Below are 25,800 nucleotides of genomic sequence, written 5' to 3'. Positions count from 1 at the left end.
CTGTAGCTTGATTCAACTTGCCAGCAGGGCATGCTAAGGTAGCGGTATTGAAATACCTCAGATTTTGATAGCGTTACATAATGAGTATAAAATCATCTGAAAGCCATTGTGATAACTGGTCGTTGTCGCAATGGCTTTGTTATTTAGAAACCATTCACAACCAAGAGATAGATCTTGGACTTGCCCGTATTAGCCAAGTGGCCGAGCGCCTCAACATCGATTTAAGCTTCGCCAAAGTGATCACCGTTGCTGGCACCAATGGCAAAGGAACCACTTGCGCCTTTATCGAGAACTACTTACTGAGTCTGCAACAGCAAGTCGCCGTATACTCTTCACCGCATATCGAGCGCTTTAATGAGCGTTTGCGCATCAATAAAGTGGATGTTGACGATCAACCTTGGATCGCAGCATTAACCGCGGTGGAGCAAGCACGAGCGGAAATTTCCCTCACTTACTATGAGTTTACCACTTTAGCGGGCTTGCTTATTTTGCAGCAACAACAGCCAAGTTACATTATTTTGGAAGTTGGTTTAGGTGGTCGTCTTGATGCGACTAACATGATAGATGCCGATATTGCTGTGGTGACTTCTGTTGATTTAGACCATCAAGCATTTTTGGGGAACACACGCGAAGCCATTGGCTTTGAAAAAGCGGGCATTTTCCGCAGCAATAAACCTGCGATTGTTGGTGAGCCTGATATGCCTGTATCCGTGGCTAAGCATGCCGAGGATATTGGCGCTGAGCTACTTGCCCGAGGTGTCGCGTTTGATATCAGCAAACAGGAAAACTGCTGGCGATGGCAGCAAATTAGCGCTGACAGCGTTTATGACGACCTGCAATTACCACATATTCCGCTAGATAATGTTGCGACAGGGCTAATGGTGCTGACAGAGCTAAATGTCGAGCTTAATGTTGGGCGGATCAATCAAGTTATCGCACAAACCAAAGTGGCAGGGCGTACAGAGGTGTTTAAGGGCAAGGAGGATGATGATTTCAAAGGCGATATTATGCTTGATGTCGCGCATAACCCTCACGCGGCAAAACATCTAGCGCAAACGGTTAACCGCCTTGGTTATAGCAAAGTACATGCTGTGGTTGGTATGTTAAAAGATAAAGATATTAGTGCAACACTAGCAGAGCTGACGACAAGTGTTGGTGCTTGGTATTTTGCATCGTTGTCTGGCCCAAGAGCGGCAAGCGCTCAAGAAATCAACAGCTTAGTTGATGAACTTGCTCTAACAGGTAATTGTTTTGACAATGTTGAACATGCCTTTACAATGGCAAAAAACAAGGCTAATGCCGATGAGTTGGTATTAGTGTTTGGTTCCTTTTTTACCGTTGCTGAAATAAGACCATTATTGGTTGGTTAAATCGAAGCAGTGGTGATTGATTAAAAGCAGACAATCGATAAGAGTTGTTGAATTAGCCAGAGGAGTTGCGCTTGTCTACCCCGTTTCAAAATAGATTGGTTGGCACGATAATCGTTGCAGCAGCACTGATCATTTTCTTGCCGGATATTCTTGATGGTGAGAAAGAAAGCTATCAGGCTGATTTTGAGGCGATCCCGCAAGCGCCAAAATTTGAGGGTGCGATAGCACATAAAGCCTTTCCTGAAGAAAAACTGGCAGCAATACCTAATCCGAGTATTAGCGATGAAGAGCCGATAGATGATCAGCTAGTAACTCAGGCAACCGTAGATACAGCAAATACCGAGCAAGCTACTAACGGCATTGAGAGTGATTCAAATACGTCGCAGGTTAGTAAAAACAACACAACGGTAGCAACGCCCGCCAAGAAAGAAGCTAAGATTGCGATGAATGCTTCGACAGTGTCTAAAGAAATGCCTAGATCAACGCCTAAATTGCCACCAGTGAAGAAAGACCAATATGCTTGGGTAATTCACTTGGGTAGCTTTAAACATAAAAAGAATGTCGACGATTTAATGGCAAAACTAAAAGGCGCTGGTTACACCGCCTTTACCCAGCCAATTAAAACGCAAAAAGGTACATTGACGAAAGTGATTATTGGCCCTAACTTGCACAAAGCAGAGCTTGAAAAAGCCATCCCTAAGTTGAAAAGCTTAACCAGCGTGCAAGGCAGAATTGCCAAATTTAAAGTGACTAAATAACCTTAGAATTGGATAACTAATGTGCTTCTAGCGGCTATTTTTACTGCTGTCAGCGTTAAATTTACTTGCAATAGGCTAGCTATTGACGCGCAAATTTTCCTTGATATCAGCAAAAATTTCTCGCTAGAAGGAAATGATAAATTTAAGTGTATGCTTTTATTGATGACTCACTATTTTTTATCCAAACCTAAGGTTAAATAAATAAAAATATATTATCACTGGTGTTCATCTGTTAGAATGCGCGCCACTAATTTCTTGAGATTACTCAGCATATGGTTTGGATAGACTATGCCATTCTAGCTATTATTGGCATATCAACCTTAATTAGTTTGGTTCGTGGATTTGTTAAAGAAGCGATCTCACTTGTGGTATGGATTGGCGCCTTCTTTATCGCCAGCTCTTTTTATCCTAACCTCGCTGCCTTACTCACTAATATCTCTGAACACCTCCTGCGCAACGCCGCAGCTATCGCTATTCTCTTTATTTCCACCTTAATTCTTGGTGCCTTAGTCAATTATGTTGTTAGTCAGCTGGTGCAAAAAACTGGTTTGTCTGGCACTGATCGCGTGCTTGGCTTGGCATTTGGTGGATTGCGAGGGGTGTTAATTGTCAGTGCCTTGTTGTTCTTTATGGACGCATTTACGGCTTCGTCGTCTACGCCGTGGTGGCAAAGTTCGACCCTGATCCCAGAGTTTACCTTAGTGATAGAGTGGTTTTTTGAGTACCTCAAGCAATCTTCAAGTTTTTTAACTTAATTCACTTGGTAAAACACACTCGTCGGAGAACAGGTTTATGTGTGGTATTGTTGGTATAGTTGGTAATTCAGCTGTCAATCAGTCTTTATATGATGGGTTAACGGTGTTGCAGCATCGGGGACAGGATGCTGCTGGTATTGTCACCATTAATGACAATATGTTTCGATTACGAAAAGCAAATGGGTTGGTCAAGGATGTGTTTCACACACGGCATATGCATCGACTCCAAGGCAACATCGGCATTGGGCATATTCGCTACCCCACCGCAGGCACTTCAAGTTCCTCAGAAGCCCAACCCTTTTATGCTAACTCTCCCTTCGGCATTGCTCTTGCCCACAACGGTAACCTCACCAACTTTGACGAACTAAAAACTTGGCTATTTGACACAGCTCGCCGCCACGTTAACACCACTTCAGATTCAGAATTATTACTTAACATTCTAGGTCATGAATTAGCGCAATCTCAGGCGTTAAAATTAACTCCTGAAGATATTTTCCAAGCGGTCAACAATGTTCACAAACGAATTCGCGGTGCATACGCGACAGTGGCATTGATCATTGGCCACGGCATGGTGGCATTTCGCGACCCTAACGGTATTCGTCCATTGGTCTTTGGTAAGCGTGAAACTGAGCAGGGTGTTGAGTACATGGTTGCCTCAGAATCGGTAGCACTAGATGCTTGTGATTTTGAGTTTGTTCGCGACGTTGCGCCAGGCGAAGCGATTTACTTTACCGAGGACGGTAAAATGTATAGCCAGCAATGTGCGGACGCACCAACCTATAGCCCATGTATTTTTGAGTTTGTGTATTTTGCCCGCCCAGATTCAACCATTGATAAAATGTCGGTTTATGCAACCCGCGTTGAAATGGGGAAAAAGCTGGGTGAAAAAATTGCTCGTGAATGGGACGACCTTGATATTGATGTGGTGATTCCTATTCCTGAAACCTCTTGTGATATCGCCCTGCAAATTGCACAGCAACTAGACATCCCATATCGCCAAGGCTTTGTGAAAAACCGTTACATCGGCCGTACTTTTATTATGCCTGGCCAAGAAATGCGTAAAAAGTCAGTGCGCCGCAAATTAAACGCGATCGGCACTGAATTTAAAGGCAAAAATGTCTTATTGGTAGATGACTCTGTAGTACGTGGAACAACGTCTGAGCAAATTATTGAAATGGCACGTGCTGCTGGTGCAAAGAAGGTTTACTTTGCTTCAGCTGCCCCTGAAATTCGTTTCCCGAATGTTTACGGTATTGATATGCCAAGTGCCAATGAGCTGATTGCTCATGGTCGTGAAGTGGACGATATTTGTCAGCTTATCGGTGCTGACGAGCTGATCTTCCAAGATATTGAAGACTTGGTCGCGGCTGCTCGTACCTTTAACCCAGAAGTGAAGCGTTTTGAGACCTCAGTATTCGATGGGAAATATATTACCAATGATATTGACCAAGGCTATTTGGAAAAGTTAGATGCGGCGCGCAATAACGAAAGCAAAGAGCAAACGGACAAAAACGCCGATTCAATTATCGACCTACATAACGAAGGTGCGTAGCACTCGATAGTGTGAAATTTAGAAAAAGCGGCCCATTTTTGGGCCGTTTTAGCATCGGCCTATATGGTGTTTATGTTACGTGTGGGCAATCACTTATCCCACATATATGATACTATTTAAATATGGCGAGAATTTTGCTTGACCAAATGGTTAAGAACGCAAGAGCAATAACGCTACATTTTAGAAAAAAAAGAGAATACAAAGCTAATAATGACAATTCGAGAAAAGCAAAATAAAAAGGAAGTTACTCGATTAAAGAATCAGCAGCTAATTCTCGCTGCTGCTGAAAAACTGTTTTCGCAATCAGGTTACGACGGTGCCAGCATGAGCATGATTGCCAGCGAAGCAGGGGTAGCCAAAGCCAATGTGCTCTATTACTTTAAAAATAAAGACAACCTCTATGAAGAAGTGCTCAACGGCATTATTGAAACCTGGAATATCGGCTTAGATAACGCCAGTGTTGATGATGATCCGGCGCAAGTGTTGTATCACTATATTCGCAGTAAAATTGCCTTATCGATACACCAACCCATGCAATCTCGTTTGTTCGCTTCTGAGATCCTTCGTGGCGCTCCTTGTTTGCAAGATTACATGCGAGATAAAAACCGCCCTTGGTTCCGTGCTAAGTGTCAGCTTTTTCAAGCATGGATAGATGCCGGTAAAATGCAGGCAGTTAACCCTGTACATTTATTGTTTACCATCTGGGCAAGCACACAATATTATGCCGACTTCCAAGCAGAGGTTTTGCTGTTGCAAAACAAGCTTGAATACGAAGAAAGTGATATTGATGAGATAACCGCTTCTGTTGCCAAAATCATTATTAACGGCGTTGGTTTAGCAATGCCTGATTCGGTATAAAAATTCAACAAATTCAAAAAAATGCAAAAGCGCCACTAGTGGGCGCTTTTGCATTTTAGTTGCTCATATAGCCCTTTCCTTCATAAATCAAATCCTCTTGTGACCTATACGCTAGGCATTATTCTTAAACGACAAGTTTCAAAAAATCTGATCATTAAGGTGCAAAAGCACCAAATTGGTGAGTAAAAACACTCAAATTGGTTGTTTTTTCTCAGTGGGTTTTAGGGTAAATTTTCATTACACCCTTAATCCTGACCGATCGGATAAGAATGTCGTTTTATGGCACTAGACTTGCAGTACTTAGTCGATATAAACGCTAGGCTGGCCAATAAGGCCAGCTAGTTAATAATTTATTTTACTCCACTTCTACCAAACTTAAACGCGTTAAGCTGATAGCAGGTAGCAAATTGCAGGTATAAGCACTGCGGTAAAAGTTCATTAAAAGAAAAATAAAAGGAATAGCATTACAGTGAAGCAGGATTCGGCAATTTTCTGCAACCATGGCCCTAAAGATTGGCAAACGCGTGATAAAGGGAAGCTGGCTGGATTACGCCTTGCGGTCAAAGACTTATTTACGGTTCAGGGGCATGTAAATAGCGCTGGTAATCCAGAGTGGCTTCGACAAGCGCTAGCGGCAACAGAAACTTCTGATAGTGTGAATAAGTTGATGATGCAAGCCTGTCAGTTTGTTGGCTTTACGCATACTGACGAGCTAGCGTATAGCCTAGAGGGAAATAACCATCATTACGGTGCAGCGGAAAACCCGAAACTCGCAGGTCACAGCTGTGGCGGCTCCAGCATGGGCTCTGCGGCAGCCGTTGCGGCTGATTTAGCCGATATCGGTTTAGGTACTGATACAGGCGGCTCTATTCGTGTGCCCGCAAGCTATTGTGGTTTATTCTGCATTCGCCCAAGTCATGGCGTCATTAGCGCTCAGGGTTTATTGCCACTGGCACCAGCATTTGATACGACAGGCTGGCTAACCAACAGTGCAGAGCTACTGGCAAAGGTTGGCGATGTTTTGCTGCCCAAGCAGCCTATTTACAAAGTGGAAAAGTTATTGGTTTGTCAGTCACTTTTCGATTTGATTGAGCCAGAGCTAGCTAACGCGCTGAGCAATAAGTTAGATGAAATTTCCCCTTATTTTGCCAAAGTCCAAGAATTTAAACTTGGCGATACAGGCATATTAAACGAGCTTGCCGATGTTTTTCGCATTTTACAAGGGCGCGAAATCGCTCGTACACATGAACCATGGCTAACAAGTTTGTCGCCTGATTTTAGTACCCATTTCGCACCAGCAATAAGTGCGCGCTTTGAAATGGCGCTAGCGCTAACGGCAGCTGAAGAAGCGCAAGCTAAACAGGTGCAGCAACGTTGGCAACAGTTGATGCAACAGCTAACGTCATCCAGTGCGCTATTTTTACCGACAACCCCTACAGTGGCCCCAAAGCTGGGCGCTGACACCAGTGCGTTGCGCGCAAAAATACTTACGCTAACCGCCATGGCAGGATTGTCTGGCGCTACGCAGTTGCATTTGCCTGATATATCTATACCAATCGATAGTAATTTATCTGAGCAAAACGATAGTGAGTCGTTAGCACCTTATGGCTATTCGCTACTTATGGCAGCCAATAACGATCGAACATTACTTAACCTTGCTTGCGATCTTAGTAAGTAAGGCCAGCCAAGCTAGCTAGTTCAAGGTACTAGCTTAAGGTTTTGAGCTTAAGGCTTCGCAGAGCTTAATTGCTTGGCTGGCAAAGCATTAAAATATGAGAAATAACAATGAAAGAGAATATAGCGTTTACCGCCCCGCATAAAACAGCAACAGAAGCGGGCATGTCGATTCTACGTCAAGGTGGCACAGCTACCGAGGCTATGGTTGCTGCAGCGGCGACCATTAGCGTCGTTTATCCCCATATGAACTCTATTGGTGGCGATGGTTTTTGGCTGATTGACAACCCAGGCAGCGATGCACCAATTGCCATTGATGCCTGCGGCGCTGCTTGCCAAAACTTAGCGGTTTACCAAGAGTTTGATGCTATTCCAGAGCGCGGCGGGCTAAGTGCGATTACCCAAGCAGGCACCATTAGTGGCTGGCAAGCAGCGCTTAATGCTGACGAAAATGCTAAGTTGCCACTGAGTGAAATCCTGGCACCGGCAATTGCAGCGGCGCGCTCTGGGTTTGAGGTCACCACGAGCTTACAAACGGCAAGCGATAAGCTATATGCGGTTGATAAACGCAACGATGCCTTTAAAGCGCTATATGAACCCAATGGCTTAGCGTTAAAACAAGGGGAACACTTCACCAACCCGGCGTTAGCCAATACCTTTGAATATCTTGCAAAAAATGGCTTACAAGCATTTTATCAAGGAGAATTAGCACAGAGCTTTGCTGCGGATTTGGCGGCTGCTGGCAGTCAAATCAAGTTGGCAGATATTAATGCGACGCAAGCGCAAGTGGTCACGCCGCTAAAAGCCAGTTTACAGGGGGTTGATTGTTATAACCTGCCTGCGCCAACACAAGGTATTCACTCCTTGATTATATTATCGATTGTTGATCAGTTGCGCAGTCAAGCGAGTGAAGATGTTGATTGGTTGCACTTAATTGTTGAGGCTACCAAGCAAAGCTTCCATTTACGCCCGCAATTGTGGGCAGACCCTAATGCGGTGACAGCGCTTTATCAGCAAGTATTGCAAACCCCGGCAATTAGCGAACTGGCGAATAATATTTCCATGTCAAAAGCGGAAGCTTGGCCGTTTAATGCTTCACCCGGTGATACCGTGTGGCTAGCGGCGCGAGATCAACGTGGTCAAATGGTCAGCTTTATCCAAAGTATTTACTGGGAATTTGGCTCAGGCGTTGTGATGAAAGACGGTGGCTTTACGTGGAATAACCGTGGTATTAGTTTTTCTTTAGATAGCACCACCACTAACTGTTTGGCGGCAAATAAGAAGCCTGCGCACACCCTAAACCCAGCTTTTGCCCGTTATCATGACGGTCGACGACTAGCTTATGGCACTATGGGCGGTGAAGGTCAGCCGCAAACTCAAGCAAAAGTATTTACCGATTATACATGGCGAAATCGCACCATTAGTGAAGCCGTTGCTGCGCCGCGTTGGTTGTTAGGCCGCACATGGGGTGATACCAGTACTAACTTAAAAGTGGAGCAGACACTAGCCTCAGAACTAGGCACTGAATTGGATCGCTTAAAACACAAATGGCAATCTGTAGACGATAACAATGAAATGATGGGTCATGCTGGTGCAATTTTAGATAGTGACACTGAGCTGGCCGCAGCTTCAGATCCCCGCTCAGATGGCGCTGCACTTGTCGGCTTCACCGATTCGCCAAGCCAGTGAATAACGTAATAAAAAATAGATAAGAATTAGGTAAAAATTAGGAAAATAAATGACAGAGTTGTTAAATGAATTGGCCAATCAATGGCCAATTATGATCGCGCTGGTCGCGACTGGGATTTTCGCTGGCTTATTAGCGGGCTTATTTGGTGTTGGTGGTGGCATTGTTATTGTGCCAGTGCTTTATTTCTTACTACAAGGATTTGGGGTTAGTGCCGAATCAGCCATGATGATTGCAACGGCAACCTCGCTTGCGACCATAGTGCCAACCTCAGTTTCCTCTATTCGTTCACATTACGCTAAAGGTAATGTTGACCTTGATATCGTTAAATACTGGACAGGTTTTATCCTTGCCATGGCAATTGTTGGCAGCTTGTTCGCACACTATGTGCAAGGTCAGGCGCTAACCGTAATGTTTGCAGCTATCGCGATTATGGTGAGCCTAAACATGCTGTTTCGCGCGGGTGCACCAGCATTAAAAAATGAGCTACCGGGTCGCTTTGGGCAGGGGATTATGGCCTCAACCGTGGGGGGATTATCCGTGATGATAGGTATCGGCGGTGGCACCATTGGCGTACCTTTACTGTCGGCATTTAATGTACGCGCTCATGTTGCCGTTGGCACTGCCGCAGTATTTGGTTTAATCATTGCCTTACCGGGTGTATTAACCTTACTTGCGGTTGCACAAACGCCAGTGGATGCGCCACTTGGCACCTTTGGCCTAGTCAATATTCCCGCTTTTCTGCTGATTATTCCGCTTACTATTTTATGTGCCCCTATTGGCGTAAAACTGGGCAGTAAACTTGAGCCAAAGCAGTTAAAACGCGCATTTGCTGTGGTGTTAATGCTGACCGGTATTCGTATGTTAATGCAAGCGCTAGGTAACTAGCTTTAGTTAGGATTAGCTAGGAGAAGGATAATGACAGATAAACAAACACTCAATCCGCCGCAGCGCTTGCTGATGGGCCCAGGGCCGATTAACGCAGACCCAAGGGTACTGAGAGCCATGTCAGCACAGCTAATTGGTCAATACGACCCAGCGATGACAGGGTTTATGAACGAAACCATGGCGCGTTATCGCCAAATATTTAAAACCAACAACGAGTGGACGTTTTTAATTGACGGTACTTCACGGGCAGGCATCGAGTCGGCGTTGCTTTCAATGTTAAGACCGGGCGATAAAGTGTTAGTGCCGATTATGGGGCGTTTTGGTCACTTGCTGGCAGAAATAGCGACACGCGCACAAGCTGACGTACATACTATTGAAGTGGCGTGGGGCGAAGTATTTCAACCCGAGCAAATTGAAGCGGCGATTAAACGGGTGCAACCACGTGTGCTTGCCATGGTGCAAGGTGACACGTCCACAACGATGAATCAACCACTGGGTGAAATCGGCGCTATCTGCCAACAGCACGACGTATTGTTTTATTGTGACGCTACCGCATCAATTGTCGGTAATGACTTACCGGCTGATGAATGGCAAGTGGATGCGCTAACTGTTGGGTTACAAAAGTGTTTGGGGGGGCCCTCTGGCTCTGCACCCATTACGCTCAGTGACAGGTGTGTTGACTGGATACGCCAGCGCAAAAAAGTCGAAGCTGGTATTCGCACAGCAGATCATCAAGACGGCATTGAGCCCTTTATTCGCTCCAATTATTTTGACCTGGGTATGATCATGGACTATTGGGGCGAAGAGCGCCTAAATCATCACACTGAAGCAACCAGCATGCTTTATTGTGCCTCTGAGTGTGCTCGTATTGTTTTAGAAGAAGGAGTTGATGAGTGTGTCGCCAGACACAAGTTACATGGCGACGCTATGCTCGCTGGTGTGCAGGCTTTAGGGTTAAAAGTTTTCGGCGATATTAATTACAAAATGAATAACGTGGTCGGCGTTTATATCCCTAGCGAAGTCAACGGCGATCAGGTGCGTAACCAAATGCTTAATGATTTTGGTATTGAAATTGGCACTTCCTTTGGCCCACTGCATGGCAAAATTTGGCGAATTGGCACCATGGGCTATAACGCTCGTAAAGATGCGGTACTGCAAACACTCGCCTGTTTAGATGCCTGTTTGCAGGCTAATGGTTACAAAGGCCCGAGCGGTGAAGCGACTTTAGCTGCATTAGCCTACTACCATGGACAGTGAAGGCATGGACAGAGAAGGCATGGACAGAGAAGGCATGGACAGAGAAGGCATGGGCAGAGAAGGCATGGACAGCGAAGGTATGGACAGCAAAGCTAGGGAGAGGTTGTAAATGGATGATTTGTCTACGCAGCTCGTCAGCCAATATGGCCTGCGCGCAATTGAGCGTTGCCATCAACTAAGCCAAATAAGTGAGCTTGACGATGGCATTTTACGCCAGTATTTAACCCCTGAGCACCAAGCGTGCAATCAACAAGTTGCCAAGTGGATGAGCGAAGCGGGGATGGAAACATGGCAAGATGCGGTTGGTAACCAATGGGGCAGACTTACCAGTGCTAACCCCAATGCTAAACGCCTGATCATTGGCTCACATTTAGATACTGTGCCCTATGCTGGTTCCTACGACGGAATTTTAGGGGTGATGTTAGGGGTTGAGGTTGCAGCTTTAGCTCAGCAAAATAAGCTTAATTTGCCATTTCATCTCGATATTGTCGGTTTTTGCGACGAAGAGGGTACACGCTTTGCCACAACCTTAATTGGCTCAAAAGCACTCGCTGGCCAGTTTGATCCGAATTGGCTAGCGCTCGAAGACAGGCAGGGCATCAATATGCGCCAAGCCATGTTAGATTTTGGCTTAGATCCTGAGCGTGCTGCAAAGCAAAAGGCAGCACTATCACCAGAAGAAGTGATAGGTTATTGGGAAGCCCATATCGAGCAAGGCCCAGTATTGGAAGCACAGCAGCAACCACTAGGTGTTGTTTCCGCGATTGCTGGTGCTAAACGCGCGGTTATTGAGTTTATTGGGCAAGCGGGACACGCAGGGACAACGCCAATGAACCTGCGCCAAGACAGCCTTGCTGCTGCGGCAGAGTTTACGCTTGCTGTTGAACAGTTGGCCACATCAGCGGCACAAAGTAGTCAACAAGGGCAAGTAGCGACCATAGGTAGTATTGCTGCTAAGCCGGGGGCTACTAACGTTATTGCAGGGTTAACCGAATTAAGCATTGATATACGAGCGCAGGAAGATGGTGCACTGGCAAAGCTGGTCACTGATATTGAACAAGCTGCGTCTGGTATTACTGAAAAACGTCAGTTAACACTAAACTGGCAGTGGACGCATGCAGCCCCTGCGGTGCAATGTGATGATCAGATTATTCAGTTATTCGCAAAGGCATGCCAGCAAGTAACTGACTATGCTGTTGTGCTGCCTTCTGGTGCTGGTCATGACGCCATGGCCATTGCCGATATTTGCCCAGTGGGTATGCTGTTTATCCGCAGCCCCGGTGGTATTAGCCATCACCCAGATGAAGCGGTAATTGACGGTGACGTTATTAACGCTTTAGCGGTGCTATACCAATCCTTAAACACCAAGGCGTTAAACGCTTTTAGCGAATAGTTGCGTAGACTTTTCTCCTAAAAGCGCCCAGAAACCGCATAAAAAGATAGAAAACCCAATAAAAAATGCCTGCAATTGCAGGCATTTTTGATCTTGCTAAATCGTTATCAGCTTAGTAAAAACTATATCTTACTCTCGCCATCACTTGGCGCGGCGCAATCAGCTCTTCACCTGTGGCGTTAACACCAAAAACATCAGACATTCGTGAGTTGACCCCATCTTTGTCGAAAACATTGGTCGCCATCAAGTCAAAGCCCCATGTGTCGTCATCTAAATCAAGTGAGAATCGTAAGTTAACCACCTCGTAATCATCTACTTGATCAATCGCCGGGTTGTTGAAAATTCGTTGCTCAAATTCACCGCGGTAAGTGTATTGCAGTACCGAGCGGAATTCGTGGCTAGCAATATTAGTGGTGTACTCTAGGCTAGCGTCCATGGTAAAACCCGGTGCTTTAGCAAGCTCATTGCCTTTAACATTTTCAGCTAATTCAGAGCGCAGTACATCGTCACCAGGGACAAAACCTAGGCCATCGGCTACCACGTTATCAAGGGCGAAGTAATCTTGCGTAATTTCTGAGTCTAACGCCGACATTTTCACGTCTAAAATTAAATCGTCGGTAAGTAGCGCAATCAACTCTAACTCTAAGCCGGTAATTTCCGCTTCCGGAATATTCGCCACACCGCCTTGGAAGGCATTAGGATCGGTTGCTTGGAATTGCAGGTTTTGATAGTCGTAGAAGAAAGTGGCTAAGTTAGTGCGCAGTCGGTTATCCAATAGTTCGGCTTTAATCCCTAGCTCGTAAGCGTTAATCGTTTCATTTTCAAACGTTGGGAATACCAAAGGTTCAGAGTTATCAATAGCGCCGCTAATAAAGTCGAATTCGCCAGGTTCAAAACCAAAGGTTAAGTTACTGCCGCCCGGTTTAAAGCCTCGTGTGTAAGAGCCGTAAACCATAATATCATCGCTAATATCGAATTCGACGGCAATTCGGCCTGTTACTTCTTCAACCGACGCCTCAATTAACGTAGGTTCAGGCGCAAAGAAGTTAGAAACTGCACTTTCAACATCGTCTTTGGTATAGCGCAGACCGGTAATTAAGCGTGTCGTGTCGTTGAAGTTATAAGTTGTTTGACCGTATATTGAAAACGATTCTCGACTTGGCGTGGCATCCGAAATAAAGCCGACATCACCGGCAAATACGTCTGGGAAAGATGGCACATAGCCATCTAATACGCCGTTGCCATTAGCATCTAACTCTTCACGTATGGTCACTTCGATATCAGTATCCAAATAGAAGGCACCAACAATCCAATCGAGCTTGCCAAAAGCTGGATCATTGGAAATTAAGTTAATTTCATGGGTGAAAGTTTCAACATTATTAATTTCGGGTAAGAAGGCGCTAATCGTGTATTCAGGGTTCGTGCTGTAGGCGTGGCGGTCGTTGTCACGTTGCACTAAAATTTCATCTTCTTGCCAGCTACCTAAATATTTTGCAGTCGCAAAGCCCAAATCACTTTCTACGATCAGGCCAACAAGTTTTGAGTCTAACTCGAATTTTGATTCAGTATCTTGGGCTAGGTTGCGCGCACCGGGTGTCGGATCGTCGATACCTTTAATTGCCGCACCATTGCTGTCAGCTTCGAAGAATTGACCAATCAAGCGAAGGTTAGTGTTATCCGTGGCTTGCCAGAAGAAATCGGTTTTAATGGTAAGGTTATCGGCATCATCCAAGTCTTGGCCATTAAGTACGTTTTTTGAAAAACCATCGCGATCGTATTTAGATACAGAGGTGCGCAGTGCGGCGCTATCGCCAATGGGTATATTTACAGAGCCACGCAATTGGCTCAGGCTATGCTCGCCAAAGGTATAGTCAAACTTACCATTGGTTTCGCCTAGTTCAGGGCGCTTGCTGATCACATTGATGGCACCACCTGTCGAGTTTTGACCAAATAAAGTGCCTTGTGGACCACGCAGCACCTCAATCAGCTCAACATCAATAAAGTCAGTTTGTAGGGCGAAAGGTGAAGCGATATAAATACCGTCCATATGATAGGAAACTGAAGGGTTGGCGACGATATTTTGGTTAGCTTCATTACCAACACCGCGAATTGAAATAATCGTTTTAAAACCTTCGTTTTTCGCTACGGTGACACCGGGAGCAATAGCGCTAAGATCAACAAATGAAAGAATATTTTTATCCAGTAAATCTTCACCTGTCACAGCGGTTACCGCTTGTGATACATCTTGCAGGCTTTCATTTCGCTTTTCCGCAACGATGATAATTTCTTCGATCCCTGCGTCATCATCTAAGTTGTCTGCATAGGCGCTAGGTATCGAGCTTGCTGCTAAACTCGCCATTATCGCCGTGGCAATAGGTAAACGTTCAAATCTAGGTAACTCAGTGCTCATGGTAGTTCCTTTTTATTTTTAATATCAAAGTTTGTTTTCATTACTTTTGATGAGCAGAGCAACACCTGAGCCAACATGAACCGATCGGTTAGGAACGATTTTAAAATCTTTTGTAAACAACGTGTTAACTTGCTTGACCATGTGTTGACTTCTACCTTTGCATAATCATCAACTCACAATTTGTAGAATAATTGCACTAGTGCTGTGCGTAAATTCGTCAGTTGCATCAATTTGGTCAGCTACAGATTTTGAAAAGTTATTTCTAATTAGTGGGTTAGCTATCTTTTATAGTGGAAAGACACTTTCCATGTGTGATTAACTTCTACTTTGTTTGTTGTTAACGGCTAATTGTCGAGTAAATGAAAAGTTATCGAGTTAGATTTATGTTGTTAAAGATGTTCTCGATAACTAGATACCTTGTCTTTTATTCAAGGGAATTAACAGTGTTTAGATCAGAGGGACAAATAAACAACTGCATATATCTAAGAGAATGGCATTTTTATCGCAATTTAGCTTGTCGCATCGGCATAGTGTCAATCAGTGCTTTAATGCGTTCATAGCTCAAGTTAGCTAATTGATATGTCGCTTTTACATCGCCGTCTAAGCCAATCAAAATAGCGCTATTGCTGCCCATCACTTGATGCTCTGTTAGTTTTTGCATCAATACTTGATCCATTGTTGGTGTTCTTCTCATTACGGTATTGGGGAGCAGTTGAAAGCTTTGTTCATTGATAAGCGCGTAAATTGCAAGTTTTCTCTCGGTTAAGCTTTCGTAGTCAAGTTCCCACATAAACGGCGTTAGTGGTGGTTGAGTATCAGAATGGATCAATATCAGGCGTTTTTGCCATAAAAAGTCGCTGAATTGTTTTGTATCGGTACTTTTTTTCGTTACATGCTTTGGATTGTCTACTTCAAAGCCCACTACGTTTATGGCAGTTAGAGACAGCGCTATGGTAAGCAAAAGTACTGCTGTAGTTAGTGACTTTGTGAGCATAATGTTCACCTTAATTTTGAAGTTTGTTTTTTTAGTTTTGCTCTGCTTAGTTGTGCGCTGATTATCTTTATGCGGTCTGAATAGACGTGCAAATTCGCAGTTACGTTACGTGATTACGGCGCGACAGCCTAATCAGCTCATTTTGATCTTCAATTAGGGTAAAGGTGTAGGCTATGATGGTGTAAATTTAACCAATAGTCTTTATTGCTTCGCGCTTGTTAATTTATGAATCGCTTAACCTTTAACTTGGTTTTTAGTTTCGCTTTTATTGCGGCTTTTACTGTAATTAGTAATGCTGCTTTTGCGCTACCTAGCTTGCCAGCAAGCGCCGCTGAGCAACGATTTAATATCGCCAAGCTACCGGAATCGAGTACAGCTCAAGGACCTCATATCCAAGTTGCGCTGCTAAGTGAATATAAAAGTATTTGGGCGACAAGCGACGCTAATGCTCAATGGCTAGGAATTTTGCTTGCTCCTGAGGATGAGTGGCATACCTATTGGCGCAATGCAGGGGATTCCGGCGAACCGCCAAGCGTGCAATGGCAAAGCAATGCCGAGATTGAATTTGGCGAAATTCAGTGGCCAATGCCTGAGCAAATACCGGTTGCTCACTTAGTAAATTACGGCTACAGCGTTGACACTTTATTGATGGTGCCATTTACTATTAAAAATTCAGCCGACCTGCCTGAAACCGTTAAAGTTATCGCTGATTTGTCTTGGTTAGTTTGTAAGGAAGACTGCATTCCCGGTTGGGCAACACTGACTATTGAGCTGCCTGTTAGCGATAAACCTGCGAATGACCCATCGTTGCTGTCACCCCACGCGCCTCTATTCTCAAAAACACGGGCAACACTGCCAGATACCAATTGGCTATCGGCGCAATATGAAATTACCGACGACTACTTAACCTTGGCTACTAGCTTGCCTTATGCATCAAATTGGCAACTGTTGCCGTTTCGCAGCGATCTTATTCAGCACAATAGCCAACAGCAATGGTTACTGGCTGAAAATGATGCTGATGCCAATGTGTTGTTAAAAAAGTCGGACTATTTTAGCAATTCTGAAGCAACGGTTAATTTTCTGCTAACCGACGGTGCCAAAGGCTTTTACGTAAAGGCAAAGTTGAATGATGTGGCTGTCGTTGGTTCTGTAACTGGGCTTGATGGTGTGCCTGCTATGGGGAGTGAGCTGGATACCTCCATTGGGTTGATGCTTATCTTTGCCTTTATTGGCGGTCTAATACTCAACATTATGCCATGCGTGCTGCCTGTACTATCGCTTAAAGCGTTAGCGCTCGCAAGTGACAAGCATCAAAAGCACTCACCAACAGGCAATTATTGGAGCTATTTGCTTGGTATTTTAGTGAGTTTTTGGTTATTTGCCGCTTTAATTCTCGTATTAAAAGCGAGTGGTGAGGCCATCGGCTGGGGTTTTCATTTGCAACAACCTTTGGTGATTGCGGCGCTGTGTTTCTTATTTGTTTTTATCGCGTTAATGCTGCTAGATGTCGTGCCAAATGGCGCAGGTATCTTGGGCTTTTCGGGCTTCTCAGATATTGGTCAAAAACTTACACAAGGTAATAGCTTTGCTAGTCAGTTTTTTACCGGTGTATTGGCAGTTATTGTCGCTTCCCCTTGTACCGCACCTTTTATGGCGACTGCTTTAGGCGTGGCGATGGTCAGCCCACCAGTGCATACCGTATTGATTTTCACTGCATTGGCATTGGGTTTTGCACTGCCGATGACACTGCTAAGCCTGTCGCCTCGTTTTGCCGCATTATTGCCAAAACCCGGTGCGTGGATGGAAACCTTTAAACAGTTCTTAGCGTTTCCTATGCTCGCCACAGTGATTTGGCTGCTTTGGGTGTTTTTGGGGCAAACCAATAGCTTAGGGCAATTATGGCTGCTGTCAGGCTTGTTGCTGTTTGCATTGTGCTTGTGGCTGGCGAGTAAAATGGCGGGCAAAACTTCTTATGCCTCTGTCGTGGTTGCACTCTTTATCGCCAGTTATGCGAGTTACCAAGGCAGCGAACAAGTTGGTACTCATTCAGCAGAATCCACTAATAATAAATATGAACAAATAGCGCAGCCATTTAGCGAACAAAAATTAGCGGCATTGCGCAATACTAGCCAAGTTGTGGTGGTCAATATGACAGCAGATTGGTGTATTACCTGCAAAGTGAATGAGCAAGTCGCTTTTACCGATAGTGACTTGCGGCAAACACTCGCACAAGAAACTGTGCATTACCTAGTCGGTGACTGGACTAACAAAAACAGTGAAATTTTGGCCTATTTAACGCGGTATCAGCGCTCTGGTGTGCCTTTGTATGTTGTTTATGCGGGCGGTGGGAAAGGGCAAGTGTTACCACAAATTTTAACCCCTAATATTGTAATTACGGCAATACAACAAGCACAACAGGAACTTAATTATGTATCTCTTTAACTACTTGCAAAATATTAAAAAACGACTCGTAGCGACCATCACATGTTCAGCACTGGTGTTGTTTTTAGCGCCAGCTAATGCTGCTGCAAAAGTTGCTATTAAGGTTGACAGCGCAGCGCCAGACTTTCAATTAGTCAACACGCAAGGTGAAACGGTTAAGTTAGCCGACTTTGCTGGTAAATATGTGGTATTGGAATGGACTAATCACTTGTGTCCGTATGTTAAAAAACATTATGAAAGCGACAATATGCAGGGCTTACAGCGTAAATACACTGAGCAAGGTGTGGTCTGGTTATCAATTATTTCATCAGCTCCCGGTAAACAAGGTCATGTCAGTGCTACCAAAGCCGACGAGCTGACGATAGATCGCAAGGCGTCACCAAGTCACGTGTTGTTTGATGAAAGTGGTGATGTCGGCAAGCTGTACGGCGCGAAAACGACACCACATATGTACATTATTGACCCTAAGGGGACGCTGCGTTATGCAGGTGCAATTGACAGTATTAAATCTGCAAATCCAGCAGATATTGTCAAAGCAACCAACTATGTTGAGGTCAGCATGAGAAGTTTGATGACAGGCGAGCCAGTCGACAAAAAAGTAACTGCGCCATATGGCTGCTCAGTAAAATATAAAAGTTAAAAAGAAAAGCTGAGCATTAGCAAGGCTAATGTAATCATATAAAGTCGCATGGCAATGGTTTCAGCCTGATTCCATTTGATGTTCATTTATATACGCATGTATGTTTATTTGGGGAAAGTGTAATACTTTCCCCTATATCATTTTGCTTTTACTCAAGGTAAACCTTGCTTAACTTAGATTTTAGTAAATTGCATATCGGCAAAAGTTAGCTGGCTCACCTTTTTATCGTTAACCGAAAATTGCATCACTTTTCCCATTTCAGGCACTAGCTCTAAACGTACAGAATTGGCTTTGTCATAAGCTTCAGCATTGGCGTGAAGAATACCCCAAGAGACGTTTAACCGATTTTTCTTAACTTTTATCTCAATGTCACCAGCTAATTGGTGATGATATGTACCAGCATAGCTGGCTAACGGCAAAGTTAATTTTAAGGGCTGAGATTGCCGAGCTTGTCTTGTTGTGCTGACCTTATCGACAAAACCATTAAATGCGCTTGCCAGTTTTTGAATGCTAGTGTGTAAATCGTTTAGAATTGCAAGGCGCTCTTCTGCATGACCGCTGAGTAAGTAGCGGTAAATGGCATCCGCAATATGCTTGTTTAATGCATCTCCCAGTCGCCCTTCGTTATTGAGTATAACAACGCCAAGGTTTTGCTCAGGGAGAAAAGAAAGGTGTGCTGAAGCTCCTGGATAGCCTCCATTGTGGTGCAACACTTGGAAAGTCTGCTCGCCTGCTTGGTACTTGCCTATATACCAACCCCAGCCATAAGCGTCTCGACTGAAAACTCGCTGTTTATTTTTAGGGTTTGGGACTTGCACTAGCGGTTGGTGAGATTTACTGATTACCTCAGGTGGAAATACTTGCTGGCCATCAATTTGTCCTTGATTTAGCTGAGCAATCACAAATCTTGCTAAATCCTGCGTACTCGAAATTACGCCGCCAGCCGCATGCATTGTTTGCGCTGTTTTCATTAAGTAAATTGGCTGCTCAGGAATCGCCGCGCTGCTAGAGTAAGGCAGTGCGTAGGGCTTTTTGTTTGGAGGATTGTCTGCAAGCGTAGCGCTCGATGCTGTCATTTTAAGTGGCGTGAATATTTGACGGTTAAGTGATTCTTGCCATGGCGTTTTAAGTGTTTGCTCATACCATTGGCTTAGCATGGTATAGCCAAGATTAGTGTAATCAAATTCTCCTAGCTGACTTTCGGTGCTGGCGCTAACTTGAGCAATCAATAATTTCCTCAACTCACTATTATGGAGCCCTGTATAGGCTAACGGCCACACCATCGAATTACCATCAAGGCCGGAGGTATGCGATAACAAATGTTGCGTATTAACTTTAGTCGTGTCTATTTGAGAGAATTTCAATGTGGGAAATAAGGCTGCCAATGTGGCTTTCGTGTTTAACTCTCCTTGGTGTTCACTAAGCAGTGCATTCAACGCAAATATGGGTTTAGTGACAGAGGCGATATAAAATTTTGTATTTGGCTCAACGATACGTTCAGCAGCAATATCTTGATAACCAAAACTGCCTTGATAGATAACTTGGTCGCCTTTGATGACGGCAATAGAAGTGCCAAATGGAAGGGAAAAAGGTGATCTTGCTTGCTGCACTAGCTGATCAAACACCTGCTTGGTTTGTTTGGATTGCGCAAAAGATTGGTAGGGCAATGTGGCAAGTGTCGATTTTTGTTCTGTGCTCGGCTCAGCGCTAAAGGCATCCGTTTGCCAAGTGGTTAAAAATAGGGTGGTTAGTACTAACAGTGTCCGTTTCATTAGCTTGAGCTTTGTTATTTTTCCTGTTGGATAGACTAGAGGCTAATTAAGGTTATCGGAAGAGGGATTCTCAAAAATATTGTAACTGAATGATTTCTCTATGAGTTACGAGCTATATCAACTACAAAGTCTAGTTAGCATTTAGCCGTAACTAGCTGTAACTAAGGGCGGCTATTAAAAAAGCGGACAAGCCAATTGACCTATCCGCTTTATTGAGTCTGATTCGCTGCACTAGAATTCAAAGATTATGAACACAATGAATATGAACACAGCTAGTAGCGCAGCTAAGAATCTAGTTAGGGGCGCAGCGCTACTTTAACTTGCCCTCAACGCCAGCAACATAGTAATCCATCTTACGCAATGCGTTATCGTCCATAACTTGCCCATCAACTAATATTTCTTGGCCTTGTTGGTTAACAATAGGGCCTGTAAACGGGTGCAGTTTTCCTTCGGCGATTTGCGCTGATAAGGCTTGAACTTTGGCTTTTACATCAGCTGGAATCGCTGAGCTTAGTGGCGCTAGTTGAGTCATATCCGCATCCATTCCACGCCACACATCTTCTGACTGCCATGTGCCGTCTAACACTTGTTGCACACGTTTAGCATAGAACTCTTTCCAATTGTGCACCGCAGCAGTTAAGTGGGCAGTTTTACCGTATTCACTCATATCCGAATGGTAGCCAATGGCGTAAATCCCTGCGGCTTCAGCGGCTTGTAATGGCGCAGGTGAGTCGGTGTGTTGGGTAATTACATCGGCACCTTGGTCAATTAAGCTATCGGCAGCTTCGCGCTCTTTACCTGGGTCAAACCAGCTATTTACCCAAACCACTTTGACTTTGGCATCGGGTTTGACCGATTGTAGGCCTAAGGTAAAGGCATTAATACCACGTACAACTTCAGGAATCGGAAACGCACCGATATAACCTATAGTATCAGTTTTACTCATATGACCAGCGATAACACCGGTTAAGTAGCGGGCTTCGTAAATGCGGTCGAAATAGGTGCCAACATTTTTAGCGCGTTTATAACCTGTTGCATGTTCAAATTTTACTTTCGGAAAGCGCTTTGCCACTTTAATCGTTGGGTTCATATAGCCAAATGAGGTGGTAAAGATTAAGTCGTGACCACTTTTCGCCATTTGAGTGATCACCCGCTGTGCATCGGCGCCTTCGGCAACATTTTCGACAAAGCTAGTTTCGATTTTGTCGCCAAATTTTTCCTCTAAATAAAGGCGAGCTTCGTCGTGGGTATATGTCCAACCTGCTTCTCCGGTTGGGCTAACATAAACAAAGCCTACTTTAACGTTGTCGTCTGCAGCCATAGCGCTGCTCGACATTAAGCTGGCGTTTAACCCAATACCAATGCTCAGGGCTACGGCTAACTTCTTCATCACTTTTTTCATTTTTACTGCTCCATTGTAGTGAAATTTTTGTTCTTTAACTTTTTTCTTCTGTTCTGTTCTGTTTTGCTTTTTGCGTTGGGGCTAAGCAGCGCGGAGTGCTAGTGACCTTTATGCCAAGGTTTAGCCAGCGACATCGGCTCGAATAACCGCAGTTTTTGAGGGTCTCTGCTGAGAATGATCAGCACAACTAAAGTGGCAAGGTAAGGCATCATGGCAAGTAAATTACCGTCAACTGAAAGTCCTAAGCCTTGTGCAACTAAGTGCATAATGCTGGCAAAGCCAAACAGGTAAGCACCAAGCATAACGCGCTCAACTTGCCAACTGGCGAATACCACTAAGGCCAGCGCAATCCAGCCGCGACCTGCGGTCATGTTTTCCGTCCAAAGTGGGGTGTAAGCCAATGATAAGTAGGCGCCAGCGATACCGGCCAGCGCGCCGCCGAACATCACAGCTAAATAACGAATACTCATCACTGGCAAGCCTAAGTTACTGGCAACATTTGGGTTTTCCCCTACAGCACGGACAGCAAGCCCGGCTCTGTGGTGCTTAAAGAAAAGGTAAGCAAGAATCACTAATACCCAACTGAGATAGACAATGGCATCTTGTGCAAACAGGGCTTTACCAATCAATGGAATAGCAGCTAAACCGTCAATGGTTAATGCAGGTAAGGCGGTCACAGTTTTACCTTCGTAATCGGCGCCGATAAAAGCCGACAAGCCAGTCGCTAAAATAGTTAGGGCAAGGCCTGCGGCTACTTGGCTAGCGTTTAAATGCAGGGCAATAAAGGCAAAGGCGAGCGATATCAGCACCCCCGTCAGCGCCGCTGCGCCAAAGCCAATTAAAAAGCTGTCGCTGTGGTACATGGCAATAAAGCCGGCAACGGCGCCGAGTAGCATCATGCCCTCTTGGCCTAAGTTCAGCACGCCGCTCTTTTCACAGATGATTTCACCTAAAGCAACCAAGAGTAGTGGTGTGCCAGTGCGAATAGTGGCATATAAAATATTGGTAATTAGTTCGATATCCATGACGGTTATTCCTGAGCTTGTGGAGCAAGAGAAGATGAGGTGTTGCCTGCGTTGTTGTTTTTGTCAAAACGTTTAAAACGGACGCGATAGCGGATCAATACATCGCAAGACAGTAAGAAAAACAGCATAAGTCCCTGAAAAATTCCGGTGATAGCATTGGGCAGACCAAGCTCAATTTGCGCCATTTCACCACCCATATAGATGAGCCCCATTAACAGGCCAGCTAAGGTTATGCCAACTGGGTGCAAGCGCCCTAAAAACGCGACAATAATGGCCGCATAACCATAGCCAGGTGAAATTTGCGGGACTAGCTGACCGATTGGCCCCGCCACTTCGCCTGCACCCGCTAAACCTGCTAAGGCCCCGCACACTAACAACACTAGGGTGACGAGCTTGGTTTGGTTAAAACCGGCCATTTTTGCTGCCGACGGATCTTGCCCTAACACTTGGGTTTGAAAACCCAGAAAACTCTTACTAATAAATAGCCAGCTAAGCGCCATCGCGATAGCACAAAACACAAGACCTAAGTGCAATCGGGTGTCGGCAAATAACACAGGTAATAAAGTACTGTCGCCAAACAAGGCGCTTTCAGGGAAGTTAAAGCCATCCGGATCTTTAAGTGGCCCATGCACTGCCCACAACAAAATATTCAACGCAATGTAATTCATCATGATAGTGACAAGAATTTCATTGGTGTTTAAACGCAACTTCATAAAGGCGGCCAGCGCTGCCCAACCTATGCCGCCTGCAATACCAGCGAGTAGCGTTAACGGCATGGCCCAAATACTGTCGGAATGCACGAATAAGGTTGCTACCGCCGAAGCGGCGACACCGCCCATCAGTAATTGGCCTTCGGCACCTATATTCCACACCGAGGCCCGAAAACACAGCGCTAGGCCATAAGCGCACAGTAAAATAGGAATGGTTTTAACCAGCAACTCGCTGATGCCATACCAGTCAGCAATTGGCGCGATAAAAAAGGTGTATAAGGCTTCACTTGGTGATTGGCCTAGTGCGGCAAATAAAATATAGCCAGTGAGCAGGGTTAGCAGCACGGCAAGTAATGGTGAACTATAGCCCCAAACAGTAGAATGCTGAACACGGGCTTCTAGGCGGATCATAAACTAGCTCCTGATGAAGTTTGTGGCTTGGTTGGCAAAGGAACAACCTTGCCATCAGATACGTGTGCTGCCGATTGTGCTGCTGTTGGCATGCCAAAATCTCCGGCCATCCAACGGCCTAATAAAGGTAGCGGTACTTCGTCTGTTGGCAGAAAAGGGGAGAGCTTGCCATCACAAATGGCGCCAAGGCGATCGCAAATCTTGTATAGCTCATCCAAGTCTTCAGAAATCACTAATACCGCACAGCCTTGATCACGCAGCTTGATAATTGCTTGATGAATGGCAACTTGAGCGCCAATATCCACACCCCATGTAGGGTGCGACATCAATAAAAATTTAGGGGCTTGTTCAATTTCACGGCCGATAATAAATTTTTGTAAATTACCGCCAGACAAGCTCACTGCTTGGTTATGGTTACCTGCGGCTTTCACTTTGTATTTGTCGATAATCTTGTTGGCGAGTGCTTTGATCTTGTTTTGTTTCAGTAAGCCTTTGTCGAATAACCCTTTACCCACTAAACCATGGTCAAAATTGGTCAGTAAGGCATTTTGGCATAAATCCATTTCTGGCACGGCACCTCGCCCCAAGCGATCTTCAGGTACAAAGGCAAGGCCCAAACGTCGGCGCTTAAGGGGAGACATGGCATCAACAACTTGATTGCCAAAGCGAATGGCAGAAGATTTAGCGTTAGTTTGCTCACCAGATAACGCCTTCAATAGCTCTTCTTGACCATTGCCCGCCACGCCTGCAATACCCACTATTTCACCAGGTTTGACACTGAGGTTGATGTTTTGCAGGGCAATATCAAATAAGCCCTCAGGCGTTGTTGATAATTCGCTGACGCTAACAAAATCTTCAACATCAGCGCTCAGTTGGGCGCGTTGCTTATCATTGCTGATCGGCGTGTCATCACCCACCATCATGCGGGCCATGGCTTCTGGTGTTTCTTGTTTGGGGGAGCAATGCCCGCTGACCTTGCCAGCGCGTAAAATGGTGGCGCTGTCACATAGCTCTGCAACTTCATGTAGTTTGTGGCTAATAAAGAGTACAGAACAACCTTGCTGTTTTAGTTGACGTAGCGTTTTGAAAAGCGCTTGAACTTCTTGTGGCGTTAGTACGGATGTCGGTTCATCTAAAATGAGTAGCTGAATGTCGAGTAATAGACAGCGGACAATTTCAACACGCTGGCGCTCGCCTGTTGATAAGGTGGAAATGCGGCGCTCAGGATCGAGTGGCATGCCATATTGCTCCGATGTTGCTTTAATGCGGCTGGCAAGGGTTGCCGGTTGACCCGCTTGCTCACCGAGCGCTAAGGCAATGTTTTCAGCGATGGTTAAACTTTCGAATAATGAAAAGTGTTGAAACACCATACCGATACCCAAAGCGCGCGCGTCAGCAGGTTCATTGATCGATGCTACTCGACCATTCCATAAAATTTCACCTTGGTCAGGTTTGACCACACCGTAAAGAATTTTCATTAATGTGCTTTTGCCAGCACCGTTTTCGCCGAGCAAGGCATGAATTTCACCATGCTTTATTTGCAGTTCAATATCGTCATTAGCTTTGCAGCCAGGGTATTGTTTGCTAATTCCCTGCATTAATAGCCGATTCTCGTTCTTCATGTTTAACACCCAGTAGCAGACTGATTTGCAAAATTAGTCAATTGCCTAATACTTAATATTGACCGATCGGTCATGTTTGGTATGGGTTGTGCAATAACTTGACCAATAATTAATTTTTTTCTTGAAGGTTTTGCTCTGAAAAAAATTAAAAATAATCACAAGCCACTGAAAATAAAGGGC

19 protein-coding genes are annotated in these 25,800 nt (G+C 44.9%); 12 read left to right on the top strand and 7 right to left on the bottom strand.

Going from position 1 to position 25,800, the window contains the following annotated elements; translation table 11 throughout:
* The first annotated feature begins 80 nt into the window (after positions 1 to 80).
* The 10 genes from folC (at position 81) to ACSLUR_RS11770 (ending at position 12,192) form a co-directional block, all read left to right on the top strand.
* A complete protein-coding gene (gene folC, locus ACSLUR_RS11815) occupies positions 81 to 1,370 on the top strand; it encodes a bifunctional tetrahydrofolate synthase/dihydrofolate synthase (protein WP_448554758.1) in 1,290 nt (429 codons plus the stop codon).
* Positions 1,371 to 1,441: 71 nt separating this feature from the next.
* Positions 1,442 to 2,128, top strand: coding sequence for an SPOR domain-containing protein (locus ACSLUR_RS11810; protein WP_448554756.1), 687 nt, complete (start codon positions 1,442 to 1,444; stop codon positions 2,126 to 2,128).
* 272 nt (positions 2,129 to 2,400) lie between these two features.
* Entirely contained in the window at positions 2,401 to 2,883 is a 483-nt protein-coding gene (locus tag ACSLUR_RS11805; protein ID WP_116000884.1) for a CvpA family protein, read from the top strand.
* A gap of 37 nt (positions 2,884 to 2,920) precedes the next feature.
* Positions 2,921 to 4,435 (top strand): amidophosphoribosyltransferase, encoded by a 1,515-nt coding sequence (gene purF / locus ACSLUR_RS11800; RefSeq protein ID WP_448554754.1) that lies wholly within the window; start codon positions 2,921 to 2,923, stop codon positions 4,433 to 4,435.
* Between the two features lie 210 nt (positions 4,436 to 4,645).
* Complete coding sequence (locus tag ACSLUR_RS11795) at positions 4,646 to 5,293, top strand: TetR/AcrR family transcriptional regulator (RefSeq protein ID WP_116017783.1); 648 nt, start codon at positions 4,646 to 4,648, stop codon at positions 5,291 to 5,293.
* Between the two features lie 469 nt (positions 5,294 to 5,762).
* Entirely contained in the window at positions 5,763 to 6,971 is a 1,209-nt protein-coding gene (locus ACSLUR_RS11790) for an amidase family protein (RefSeq protein WP_448554751.1), read from the top strand.
* Positions 6,972 to 7,078: 107 nt separating this feature from the next.
* Positions 7,079 to 8,656 carry a gamma-glutamyltransferase family protein gene (locus tag ACSLUR_RS11785; protein WP_448554749.1) on the top strand — a complete coding sequence of 526 codons (1,578 nt, stop codon included), beginning with the start codon at positions 7,079 to 7,081 and terminating at the stop codon, positions 8,654 to 8,656.
* A 49-nt stretch (positions 8,657 to 8,705) separates the two neighbouring features.
* Positions 8,706 to 9,542 carry a sulfite exporter TauE/SafE family protein gene (locus ACSLUR_RS11780; protein ID WP_448554747.1) on the top strand — a complete coding sequence of 279 codons (837 nt, stop codon included), beginning with the start codon at positions 8,706 to 8,708 and terminating at the stop codon, positions 9,540 to 9,542.
* A gap of 30 nt (positions 9,543 to 9,572) precedes the next feature.
* Positions 9,573 to 10,799: a (S)-ureidoglycine--glyoxylate transaminase gene (gene pucG, locus ACSLUR_RS11775; RefSeq protein ID WP_448554745.1), complete on the top strand. Its 1,227-nt coding sequence runs from the start codon at positions 9,573 to 9,575 to the stop codon at positions 10,797 to 10,799.
* 109 nt (positions 10,800 to 10,908) lie between these two features.
* Positions 10,909 to 12,192 (top strand): allantoate amidohydrolase, encoded by a 1,284-nt coding sequence (locus ACSLUR_RS11770; protein WP_448554743.1) that lies wholly within the window; start codon positions 10,909 to 10,911, stop codon positions 12,190 to 12,192.
* 112 nt (positions 12,193 to 12,304) lie between these two features.
* Here ACSLUR_RS11770 and ACSLUR_RS11765 read toward each other — a convergent pair whose 3' ends face one another.
* Together ACSLUR_RS11765 and ACSLUR_RS11760 are read right to left on the bottom strand one after the other, a co-directional pair.
* Positions 12,305 to 14,602, bottom strand: a complete 2,298-nt coding sequence (locus ACSLUR_RS11765; protein ID WP_448554741.1) for a TonB-dependent receptor — start codon at positions 14,600 to 14,602, stop codon at positions 12,305 to 12,307.
* Positions 14,603 to 15,101: 499 nt separating this feature from the next.
* Positions 15,102 to 15,596 carry a DUF4174 domain-containing protein gene (locus ACSLUR_RS11760; RefSeq protein WP_448554739.1) on the bottom strand — a complete coding sequence of 165 codons (495 nt, stop codon included), beginning with the start codon at positions 15,594 to 15,596 and terminating at the stop codon, positions 15,102 to 15,104.
* Positions 15,597 to 15,821: 225 nt separating this feature from the next.
* On the opposite strand from ACSLUR_RS11760, the gene ACSLUR_RS11755 reads away from it, so the two are divergent.
* Positions 15,822 to 18,038 carry a protein-disulfide reductase DsbD family protein gene (locus ACSLUR_RS11755; RefSeq protein WP_448554737.1) on the top strand — a complete coding sequence of 739 codons (2,217 nt, stop codon included), beginning with the start codon at positions 15,822 to 15,824 and terminating at the stop codon, positions 18,036 to 18,038.
* Entirely contained in the window at positions 18,025 to 18,678 is a 654-nt protein-coding gene (locus ACSLUR_RS11750) for a thioredoxin family protein (RefSeq protein ID WP_448554734.1), read from the top strand. Before ACSLUR_RS11755 ends, ACSLUR_RS11750 begins: the two co-directional genes overlap by 14 nt.
* A gap of 173 nt (positions 18,679 to 18,851) precedes the next feature.
* On the opposite strand, the gene ACSLUR_RS11745 is transcribed toward ACSLUR_RS11750, so the two are convergent.
* The 5 genes from ACSLUR_RS11745 to ACSLUR_RS11725 form a co-directional block, all read right to left on the bottom strand.
* A complete protein-coding gene (locus ACSLUR_RS11745) occupies positions 18,852 to 20,450 on the bottom strand; it encodes a serine hydrolase domain-containing protein (protein WP_448554732.1) in 1,599 nt (532 codons plus the stop codon).
* A 310-nt stretch (positions 20,451 to 20,760) separates the two neighbouring features.
* Positions 20,761 to 21,852 (bottom strand): BMP family ABC transporter substrate-binding protein, encoded by a 1,092-nt coding sequence (locus ACSLUR_RS11740; protein ID WP_448554730.1) that lies wholly within the window; start codon positions 21,850 to 21,852, stop codon positions 20,761 to 20,763.
* A gap of 98 nt (positions 21,853 to 21,950) precedes the next feature.
* A complete protein-coding gene (locus ACSLUR_RS11735) occupies positions 21,951 to 22,877 on the bottom strand; it encodes an ABC transporter permease (protein WP_448554728.1) in 927 nt (308 codons plus the stop codon).
* A 5-nt stretch (positions 22,878 to 22,882) separates the two neighbouring features.
* The gene (locus ACSLUR_RS11730) at positions 22,883 to 23,998 is read right to left on the bottom strand and encodes an ABC transporter permease (RefSeq protein WP_448554726.1); all 1,116 of its coding nucleotides are present in this window, start codon (positions 23,996 to 23,998) and stop codon (positions 22,883 to 22,885) included.
* Positions 23,995 to 25,620 (bottom strand): ABC transporter ATP-binding protein, encoded by a 1,626-nt coding sequence (locus tag ACSLUR_RS11725; protein WP_448554724.1) that lies wholly within the window; start codon positions 25,618 to 25,620, stop codon positions 23,995 to 23,997. Before ACSLUR_RS11725 ends, ACSLUR_RS11730 begins: the two co-directional genes overlap by 4 nt.
* Positions 25,621 to 25,800 lie beyond the last annotated feature (180 nt).

The organism is Thalassotalea montiporae (assembly GCF_053485855.1).
The sequence above is the reverse complement of the archived record's forward strand: the minus strand, read 5'-3'. Positions and strand labels throughout refer to the sequence as shown.